This window comes from Vibrio sp. V08_P9A1T1 (assembly GCF_963874405.1).
GTDB lineage: Bacteria > Pseudomonadota > Gammaproteobacteria > Enterobacterales > Vibrionaceae > Vibrio > Vibrio anguillarum.
In genome coordinates this window covers 1-10,073 of sequence record NZ_CAWNIB010000034.1, presented here as the reverse complement: position 1 = coordinate 10,073, position 10,073 = coordinate 1, and the positions used below count along the sequence as shown (strand labels likewise).

Annotated in this window: 8 protein-coding genes; 5 read left to right on the top strand and 3 right to left on the bottom strand. The window is 45.4% G+C overall.

The window, feature by feature from the left end:
* The first annotated feature begins 169 nt into the window (after positions 1-169).
* Positions 170-1,531 carry a bifunctional UDP-N-acetylglucosamine diphosphorylase/glucosamine-1-phosphate N-acetyltransferase GlmU gene (gene glmU, locus AACT21_RS02165; protein WP_026029111.1) on the top strand — a complete coding sequence of 454 codons (1,362 nt, stop codon included), beginning with the start codon at positions 170-172 and terminating at the stop codon, positions 1,529-1,531.
* Positions 1,532-1,595: 64 nt separating this feature from the next.
* Here the strand turns inward: glmU and punC are convergent, their stop codons facing one another.
* Positions 1,596-2,801 (bottom strand): purine nucleoside transporter PunC, encoded by a 1,206-nt coding sequence (gene punC, locus AACT21_RS02160; RefSeq protein ID WP_026027660.1) that lies wholly within the window; start codon positions 2,799-2,801, stop codon positions 1,596-1,598.
* A gap of 148 nt (positions 2,802-2,949) precedes the next feature.
* On the opposite strand from punC, the gene punR reads away from it, so the two are divergent.
* Positions 2,950-3,855 (top strand): DNA-binding transcriptional activator PunR, encoded by a 906-nt coding sequence (gene punR, locus AACT21_RS02155; protein ID WP_017046374.1) that lies wholly within the window; start codon positions 2,950-2,952, stop codon positions 3,853-3,855.
* Positions 3,856-3,921: 66 nt separating this feature from the next.
* On the opposite strand, the gene fadA is transcribed toward punR, so the two are convergent.
* Both fadA and fadB read right to left on the bottom strand, forming a co-directional pair.
* Positions 3,922-5,097, bottom strand: coding sequence for an acetyl-CoA C-acyltransferase FadA (gene fadA, locus AACT21_RS02150; protein WP_017046375.1), 1,176 nt, complete (start codon positions 5,095-5,097; stop codon positions 3,922-3,924).
* Positions 5,098-5,111: 14 nt separating this feature from the next.
* The gene (gene fadB, locus AACT21_RS02145) at positions 5,112-7,283 is read right to left on the bottom strand and encodes a fatty acid oxidation complex subunit alpha FadB (protein ID WP_094164369.1); all 2,172 of its coding nucleotides are present in this window, start codon (positions 7,281-7,283) and stop codon (positions 5,112-5,114) included.
* Positions 7,284-7,501: 218 nt separating this feature from the next.
* On the opposite strand from fadB, the gene AACT21_RS02140 reads away from it, so the two are divergent.
* The 3 genes from AACT21_RS02140 to hemG all read left to right on the top strand — a co-directional run.
* Entirely contained in the window at positions 7,502-8,125 is a 624-nt protein-coding gene (locus tag AACT21_RS02140) for a YigZ family protein (RefSeq protein ID WP_013855603.1), read from the top strand.
* Between the two features lie 30 nt (positions 8,126-8,155).
* The gene (locus AACT21_RS02135; RefSeq protein ID WP_017046377.1) at positions 8,156-9,613 is read left to right on the top strand and encodes a TrkH family potassium uptake protein; all 1,458 of its coding nucleotides are present in this window, start codon (positions 8,156-8,158) and stop codon (positions 9,611-9,613) included.
* Between the two features lie 9 nt (positions 9,614-9,622).
* Positions 9,623-10,073 (top strand): menaquinone-dependent protoporphyrinogen IX dehydrogenase (gene hemG, locus AACT21_RS02130; RefSeq protein WP_094164368.1); only part of this gene is annotated, 451 nt, incomplete at its 3' end.

Sequence of the window (10,073 nt, the reverse complement as noted above, 5' to 3'; positions counted from 1 at the left end):
GACCAAAAAACGTCGTTAATGTGTTTTATAATTAAGACGTGATGTAAAAAGGCGACCTATAGGTCGCCTTTTTGCTTATTTTTTAACAGAAAATTATTTAGTTAAATTAACTATCTCTTTAATTACCGCTAAAATGCGGCTTAACTTTTTTAACGTCAATAGGTTGTCAATGAAATTTAGCGCAGTGATCCTCGCAGCAGGTAAAGGTACTCGAATGTATTCTAATATGCCTAAAGTGCTGCACACACTGGCGGGTAAGCCAATGGTGAAACACGTAATTGATACGTGCAATAGCTTAGGTGCCCAAAATATCCACTTGGTTTATGGTCATGGTGGTGAGCAAATGCAGCAAGCGCTTGCCGAAGAGTCGGTTAACTGGGTGCTGCAAGCGGATCAATTAGGAACTGGCCATGCCGTTGATCAAGCCTCGCCTCATTTCCAAGACGATGAGAAGATCCTCGTGTTGTACGGTGATGTTCCATTGATCTCGGAAGAAACCGTGGAAAGCTTGTTAGATGCACAGCCTAATGATGGAATAGCCTTGCTGACAGTGGTACTGGATAACCCAACCGGTTATGGCCGTATCGTGCGTAAGCATGGCCCTGTGGTGGCAATTGTTGAACAAAAAGATGCCACTGATGAGCAAAAGTTAATTAAAGAGATAAATACGGGCGTGATGGTGGCAACGGGGCGCGATCTCAAGCGCTGGTTGTCAGGCTTAAGTAATGAGAACGCACAAGGCGAATATTATCTGACAGATGTTATCGCTGCCGCGCACAATGAAGGCCGCGCAGTTGAGGCTGTTCATCCTGCCAGCTCTATTGAAGTGGAAGGAGTAAATGATCGCGCTCAACTGGCTCGTTTAGAGCGTGCTTATCAAGCAACACAAGCGAAAAAGCTATTAGAACAAGGTGTGATGCTACGTGATCCTACGCGTTTTGATCTGCGTGGTGAATTACAGTGTGGGATGGATGTTGAGATTGATGCAAACGTCATCATCGAAGGAAATGTCTCTTTGGGTGATAACGTAATTATCGGCATGGGTTGCGTGCTTAAAGATTGCGAAATTGATGACAACACAGTGATCCGTCCATACAGCGTCATTGAAGGGGCAACCGTTGCAGAAAACTGTACCGTTGGGCCTTTTACCCGTTTACGTCCTGGTGCTGAACTGCGTAATGATGCTCACGTGGGTAACTTCGTGGAAGTAAAAAATACTCGTTTGGGTGAAGGTTCGAAAGCCAATCACTTAACTTATCTTGGTGATGCCGAAATTGGCCAGCGTGTTAATGTCGGAGCTGGCGTTATCACTTGTAATTACGATGGTGTCAATAAATTCAAAACCACAATTGGTGATGATGTGTTTGTCGGTTCAGACAGCCAGTTGATTGCTCCTGTAACGATCGCCAATGGTGCAACGATTGGTGCTGGTACTACGCTAAGCAGTAACGTTGCTGAAGGTGAGTTAGTCATCACTCGCGCGAAAGAGCGCAAAATCAATGGTTGGAAGCGTCCTGTTAAGCGTAGCTAACAAATGAACGATTAAAAAGCCGCTCATCATGAGCGGCTTTTTGTATCAGTTATTATTAAAAGACTTACTCTTCATCGCTGACTACGCGTGCATTATCTGGTGCGGTGAAGTGTTGAGAAAGTTCGCGGTTCGAGACGATATAACCAATCCATAGCCCGCCCATACAAATCATAATTGCAATACCCGTCACCATTTGTGCTTGGCTGGCCAACGTTGCGACCAATGCGCTGGCTAAACTACTAACGCAGATTTGTAAGCTATTTTGTAAACCCGCTGCAGTGGCTGGGCTTTGTTTGGCACTCGATAGTGCGCGGTTCACCACGATAGGGTAAAGCGCTCCGTTGGCAACTGCTATTAAGCAAAACGGTGCCAAAATTGGCCAAATTGAGGTCAGTTGCCACTGTGATGCAATGAATACTAATAAAGTGGCAACGCTGAAGAGGCCAATCAACTGCTTGAGCACTTTTTCGTCACCAAATTTATTCACTCCCACCTTACCTAAGTAGCCACCAACCATGAAAGCGATCGTTTGAGGAATAAAACTCAAACCGATATCTTTAGCGGCATAACCAAGGCGTGCCATAATCTCTGGCATCCCAGTCAAGTAAGCAAAGAAGGCCGCAGAAGCGCAAGCAAACATCATCACATTACCCAAGTAGGTTTTAGTGCTGAGCAGAGCTTTGATATCTTGCTTAATTGAGGTTTGTTTGGGTTGTGATTGTTCATTTTTTTGAGCAAAAGTACAGGCTACAAGCGCAACACCCATCAATGTCAATGTCACAAAAATACTGTGCCAACCAAAGTTATCGGCCAGTAAGACGCCTAATTGAGGTGCAAGCGCGGGTGAAAGCGCGACCAAAGGCATAATGGTGGCGAATATTTGCTGGCTTGTTTTAGCTGGGTAGCGTTGAATTACCATTGCTTGCCAGATCACTGCGGGAGCACACACCCCTAAAGCTTGCACAAAGCGCAACGCTAATAATTGCCACACCTGCTCGCTAAAAGCTAAACCAAATGATGCCAACGTGAAGAGAACTAGGCCAGCCGCTAAAGTGTTACGGTGACCATATTTATCGGAAGCTAAGCCCCACACCAGTTGACCTAATGCCATACCGACCAGAAAAACGGTGAGAGACAAGGCTATTTGCTCTGGCCCTGTGGCAAAGTCCATTTCCATCGCTTTAAAGGCAGGGAGGTACATGTCTGTGGCAATGAAGCCAAGCATAGAGAGCGCGGCTAAGTACAGCAACTGTAATTTTGATGCTTTCATTTTTATTACCATTCAAAAAAATTAATCAATATTTGGCCAGCATTAATCTATGCCAACCTTAATTTATCTACTCATCTATTCTATTTTTCGTTTAATATTAAATGAAACGCTAAATTTGTTGGTTATTAATCAAAAAAATTGAAGGCTTATGTTTTCTAAATCCTCATTAGAAATGCTTGATACTGTCGCACGGTTGGGTAGTTTTACCGCCGCTGCGGAAGTTTTGCATAAAGTGCCGTCAGCGATCAGCTACGGCGTTCGCCAAGTCGAACAAGATTTGGATGTGCTGCTGTTTCGCCGTTTACCTAGAAAGGTGGAACTGACGCCCGCTGGTGAGCTGTTTATGGTGGAGGCTCGCCAATTGCTTAGGCAGATGGAAGAGATTCGTTCACAAACTAAACGCGCGGCGCATGGTTGGCAGAAAACGCTAAAATTGACGCTTGATAACGTAGTCAAACTCGACAAAATGAAACCGCTGGTGGAAGATTTTTATCGCACGTTTGAGTTTGCTGAGCTGCAAATCAACATGGAAGTCTTTAATGGCTCATGGGAAGCTATTGCGCAAGGTCGAGCTGACATTGTGATTGGTGCAACCTCTGCGATTCCTGTCGGTGGTGATTTTGAAGTGCGTGACATGGGCGTGTTGGATTGGGCATTTGTAATGTCTCCTCATCACCCTTGTGCTCAAGAGCCCTATTTAAGCGAAGATTTTGTCAGTCAGTTCCCGGCGATTTGTTTGGATGACACGTCAAGTGTGTTACCCAAGCGACATACGGATCACTACCCGCAGCAACGGCGTTTACTTTTACCGAATTGGTATAGTGCGATTGAATGCTTAAAAAATGAAGTCGGTGTGGGCTACATGCCAAGACACATTGCACAACCTTTGATTGTTGATGGTGGGTTGGTTGAACGGGTTCTCACCGTTGATAAACTGCTTAGTCAATGCTGTTTAGTATGGCGCAAAGATGATAATCATAAATTGATCGAGTGGATGGTAAATTATCTGGGCAGTAGCGATCAACTTTATCGTGATTGGCTTCAAGCTAAATAACCTAATAAGAAGAGCCAGCAGAGCTGGCTCTTAAAAGACTCTTCAGTGAGAAGAAAAACAGAATGGTTATGGGCGCTCAAAAATAGTCGCAATGCCTTGGCCTAAACCAATGCACATCGTTGCTAGACCATATTTGGCGTCTTTCGCTTCCATCAAGTTAATCAGTGTGGTGGAGATGCGCGTGCCAGAACACCCGAGAGGGTGACCCAGTGCGATCGCCCCTCCGTTTAGGTTAACCTTCTCATCCACTACATCGAGCAAACCGAGATCTTTCGCGCAAGGTAGAGATTGAGCTGCAAACGCTTCGTTTAACTCAATCACATCCATATCTTGCATGGTGAGGCCTGCACGCTGTAGCGCTTTATGGGTCGCCGGAACTGGCCCGTAACCCATAATTGAAGGATCGCAACCAGCGACGGCCATTGATTTCACACGCGCACGAATCTTTAAGCCAAGCGCATTGGCTTTCTCTTCGCTCATGATCAACATCGCCGATGCGCCATCGGACAGAGCCGATGAGGTGCCTGCCGTTACAGTACCATTGGCTGGGTCAAAAACAGGACGCAACTGTGCTAGCCCCTCAACAGTGGTTTCCGGGCGGATCACTTCATCAAAATCGAGCGTGAACAGAGTACCATCTTCGGCATGAGCTTCAGTGGGGAGGATTTCATTTTTGAAGCGGCCTTCAACGGTTGCTGCGTAAGCGCGTTGATGCGAACGAGCGGCAAAGGCATCTTGTTGCTCACGGCTAATGCCGTGCATTTTACCTAACATCTCAGCCGTTAACCCCATCATCCCCGCAGCTTTGGCAACGGTTTTTGACATGCCAGGATGGAAATCAACGCCATGGTTCATCGGTACGTGTCCCATATGCTCAACGCCGCCCACAAGGCAGATTTCAGCATCACCAACCATAATGGCGCGGGTGGCATCATGCAGTGCTTGCATTGATGAACCACATAAACGGTTAACGGTGACGGCACCAATTTCAATCGGCAAGCCAGCCAACAGTGCCGCATTACGCGCGACGTTAAAGCCTTGTTCTAAGGTTTGTTGCACACAACCCCAGTAGATATCTTCGATCTCTTTTGGGTTGACTTGTGGATTACGGGCTAAAATGCCTTTCATCAGATGTGCAGATAAATCTTCCGCACGAGTATGACGAAATGCCCCACCTTTTGAACGACCCATCGGGGTGCGTAGGCAATCAACAATTACGACATTTCTCTTATGTGAAGTCATTTGGACATCTCTCCTTAGATAGAACTTGCTTGTTGAGTACCGTAGAAGGTCTCGCCTTTTTCTGCCATATCAAGCAGCAGTTGAGGTACATGATACATCGCGCCCAATGCTTGGTATTGGCTTGCCATTGCAACGTAGTTTTGTAAGCCAAGACTATCGAGATAGCGGAATACGCCGCCTCTAAAAGGAGGGAACCCCAAGCCGTACACCAACGCCATATCCGCTTCTTGGGGTGAAGCGATGATCTTCTCTTCTAAACAGAGTGCCACTTCATTGATCATCGGAATCATCATGCGCTCAATGATGGTTTGATCATCAAAAGTACGTTTATCACCACATTCTACGTTAAGAACAGTGAGAACCTCTTCAGAGAAAGTTTTCTTCGGTTTGCCTTTCTTATCTAAAGTGTATTGATAGAAACCGCTGCCATTTTTCTGGCCATATTTATTGGCGTCAAACAGTGCATCAATAGCATCGCGGCCCTGTTTACCCATACGTTCAGGGAAACCTTGTGCCATTACTGCTTGTGCATGGTGTGCGGTATCAATACCGACCACATCTAGAAGATAAGCTGGGCCCATTGGCCAACCAAACTTACGTTCCATCACTTTATCGATTTGCGTGAAATCAGCGCCATCGCGCAGTAATAAACTAAAGCCACCAAAGTAAGGGAAAAGTACGCGGTTTACGAAGAACCCAGGGCAGTCATTGACCACGATGGGGGATTTACCCATTTTGGCCGCGTAAGCGACAACTCGATTGATGGTTTCATCGGAAGTGTGTTCACCACGAATAATTTCCACCAATGGCATACGATGTACTGGGTTAAAAAAGTGCATACCACAGAAGTTTTCTGGACGTTTGAGTGATTTGGCCAGTAGGTTGATTGGAATGGTTGAGGTGTTCGAGGTGATAACCGCATCCTCACCAACATTGGCTTCCACTTCACTTAGTACCGCGGCTTTGATTTTCGGGTTTTCAACCACAGCTTCAACAACCACATCCGCTTGCTCAATCCCCGCATAATGCAGGCTAGGCGTAATCGATGCCAGCACACTTGCCATTTTAAAACCATCAATTTTTCCGCGCTCTAGCTGTTTGTTGAGTAACTTAGATGCCTCTGTCATACCTAAATTAAGGGACGATTGAGCAATATCTTTCATCAAAACAGGCACGCCCTTTACTGCCGATTGATAAGCAATGCCGCCGCCCATTATCCCCGCACCAAGTACCGCCGCTCGTCCGGTTTCTTTATTGGCTGATTTGGCCGCTTTTTTTGCCAGTGCTTTAATATATTGGTCGTTGAGGAATAAACCGACCAAGGATTTCGCCGCTTCAGAATGAGCGAGCTTAACGAAGTGTTTACGCTCAATGGCCAATGCTTCATCACGGCTACAGCGCGCGGCTTCTTCTATTGCAATAACAGCGGTTATTGGCGCTGGATAATGAGGTCCGGCATGCTGTGCAACCAAGCCTTTGGCCATGGTGAAGCTCATCATGGCTTCTAATTTGCTGAGTGTCAGCGCGGACATTTTTTGCTGGCGACGCATTTTCCAATCAACGGTTTCATTGATGGCCGATGTGATGGTTTTGAGTGCTGACTCAAGCAGTTTGTCGCTATCAACAATCGCATCGAGCAGTCCAATTTTAAGGGCTTCCTCAGCACGACATGCTTTGCCTTGAGTGATCACTTCCATAGCATTGTCGGCACCAATTACACGAGGCAGACGCACACAGCCACCGAACCCCGGCATAATACCAAGCTTTGTTTCCGGTAATCCTATGCTGGTGGTCGCGTCACCAATACGGAAATCGGTAGCGAGTACACACTCACATCCACCGCCTAGCGCGTGCCCTGTTAAAGCGGCTAGTGTCGGAACGGGTAGATCTTCTAGTTTGTTGAAAATGCTATTGGCAAATTGCAGCCATTGGTCGAGTTCTTGCGCAGGTTTAGCAAAGAGGCCTAAAAACTCAGTGATATCAGCCCCGACAATAAAAGATTCTTTATCGGAAGTAAGAATAAGGCCTTTCAGTCCTTGGTGGGCTTTTAGGGCATCAAGTGCATGGTTGAGCGATTCAAGAGTGGCAAGGTCAAGTTTGTTCACTGACTCCTTGGAGCAGAAACGCAACTCCGCAATACCATCTTGTAATTCCTTTACCTGTAGGGTGTTGGCTTGGTAAATCATTGTCTATCTCCGTGACATACAACCTTAAGATCGTGTGTGAGAGTTTTTGTTGTATTAATAGTTCTGGTTTGACCAGTCGGTTTAGTTTGACCTGAGGATTGTTTAATTTCAATACATTTTTTAAACAACTGTTTAACATTGAGTGCGAATGGAGATCAGCGCTGCTTTTTTAAGTGCACGTGTTACACTCTTGCCATCCGCTCGATCTATGATTTCACATGAACGAACAACCTTATTTAATTCCAGCGTTGCCCACCCAATTTGAAGAGGAAATCAAAAAAAGCCTCTTTATTACCTATTTGGCCCATACTCCGAGTGTAGATGCTGCCAAAGCCTTCGTTGCGCAAATAAAGACAAAACATAGCGACGCCAGACATAACTGCTGGGGCTTTGTTGCCGGACGACCGGAAGATTCGATGTTGTGGGGTTTTAGTGATGATGGTGAGCCATCAGGGACGGCGGGCAAACCGATATTGGCGCAGCTAGCCGGATCGAGTGTCGGGGAGTTAACGGCCGTCGTCACTCGTTATTATGGTGGGATTCGTCTTGGCACTGGTGGGTTAGTTAAAGCTTATGGTGGCGGAGTACAACAAGCACTCAAGCAGCTTCAAACTATTGAGAAAAAAATCACCACAAAATTATCCCTAACGTTAGACTACGGTTTTGTGCCGATTGCTCAATCCATCATCGCGCAGTATGAAGCATTAGAAGTCGAAGCCGATTATAAAGAACAGGTTAAATTTCTTGTTGAGATAGAATTGCGCCATCTTGATGCCTTTACTCAAACTATCATTAATAAAAGCGGTGCAAAAGCTGTAGTGACCGCCATAAAAAATAATTAGGAAGTCAGAAGCTTCGCTTCAGAAAAAGCAATGCAAATTCGATCTATTATTCGTATCGTCGGGCTTTTGCTCGCGCTATTTAGTGTCTCTATGCTTGCCCCTGCGCTGGTGGCTTTGCTGTACCGCGATGGTGCAGGTGTACCTTTTGTCACGACCTTTTTTGTATTGTTGATGTGTGGCGGTTTTTTTTGGTTTCCAAACCGCCGCTATCGACATGAATTGAAAGCCAGAGACGGTTTTTTAATCGTTGTACTGTTTTGGACGGTTATCGGTAGTGCGGGTTCATTACCATTTTGGTTAGCGGATAACCCTAATGTATCGGTGACGGATGCGTTTTTTGAATCATTTTCAGCATTAACCACCACCGGAGCAACCGTCATTGTTGGGTTAGATGAATTACCTAAAGCGATTTTGTTCTATCGGCAGTTTTTACAATGGTTTGGTGGGATGGGGATCATCGTTCTAGCGGTGGCCATTTTGCCAGTATTGGGAATTGGGGGAATGCAGTTATATCGAGCAGAAATTCCAGGCCCGGTCAAAGATACTAAAGTCACTCCAAGAATCGCCGAAACCGCTAAAGCACTTTGGTACATCTATTTAAGCTTAACGATTGCCTGCGCGACTGCTTTTTGGGCAGCAGGGATGACCCTATTTGATGCGATTTGTCATAGCTTCTCTACGATCGCTATTGGTGGGTTTTCGACTCATGATGCAAGCATGGGGTATTTTGACAGTTATGCGATCAATTTAATTACGGTTGTTTTTTTGCTCATTTCAGCCTGTAATTTTACGCTCCATTACGCGGCGTTTGCGACAGGTGGTGTTCATCCAAAATATTACCTTAAAGATCCAGAGTTTAGAGCTTTCGCTCTTATACAAGTCATTTTGTTTGCGGTTTGCTTTTCGATTTTACTCAAACACCATTCTTACGACTCTTTTTATGACGCTTTTGATCAGGCGCTATTTCAAACGGTATCCATTTCGACGACGGCAGGCTTTACCACAACAGGTTTTGCAGATTGGCCGTTATTCTTACCTGTATTATTGCTGTTTTCTTCATTTATAGGTGGGTGTGCTGGCTCTACGGGCGGTGGCATGAAAGTGATCCGTATCTTATTGCTTACCTTACAAGGTGCTCGTGAGATGAAACGCCTTATCCACCCAAGAGCCGTGTATACGATTAAGGTGGGCGGAAGTGCTCTTTCACAGCGAGTTGTTGACGCGGTTTGGGGATTTTTCTCAGCGTACGCACTGGTCTTCGTGGCGTGTATGTTGGCATTGATCGCAACAGGGATGGATGAACTGAGTGCATTTTCTGCCGTCGCGGCAACATTGAATAACTTAGGGCCTGGATTGGGTCAAGTCTCCGTACATTTTGCGGATGTTAATGACAGTGCAAAATGGGTATTGGTTGTTTCGATGCTCTTTGGCCGCTTAGAAATTTTTACACTATTAATACTGCTTACCCCTACGTTTTGGCGCAGTTAAGGATATCCCGTGCAAAAAGCTCTTTTTCTCTATTCTTCCCGTGAAGGTCAAACCAAGAAAATTCTTAACTATATAAAAGAGGAACTTCCTGAGTTTGATTGCGAACTTGCCGATTTACATCAAATTGAGGATATTGATTTAACTCTTTACGATCGAGTCTTAATTGGTGCTTCTATTCGCTACGGACATTTAAATAAAAAGCTTTATCAATTTATAGAAAAACATGCCGAGCAATTAGCACTCGCTAAAGCGGCGTTCTTTTGTGTCAACTTAACTGCAAGAAAAGAAGCGCAGGGTAAAGATACTCCAGAAGGAAGTGTCTATATTAAAACCTTTCTCAGTAAATCAGCATGGCAACCCAAGCTAATCGGAGTTTTCGCTGGTGCTCTTTACTATCCACGTTATCACTTTTTCGATAAGGTGATGATTCGTTTCATCATGTCATTGACTGGCGGTGAAA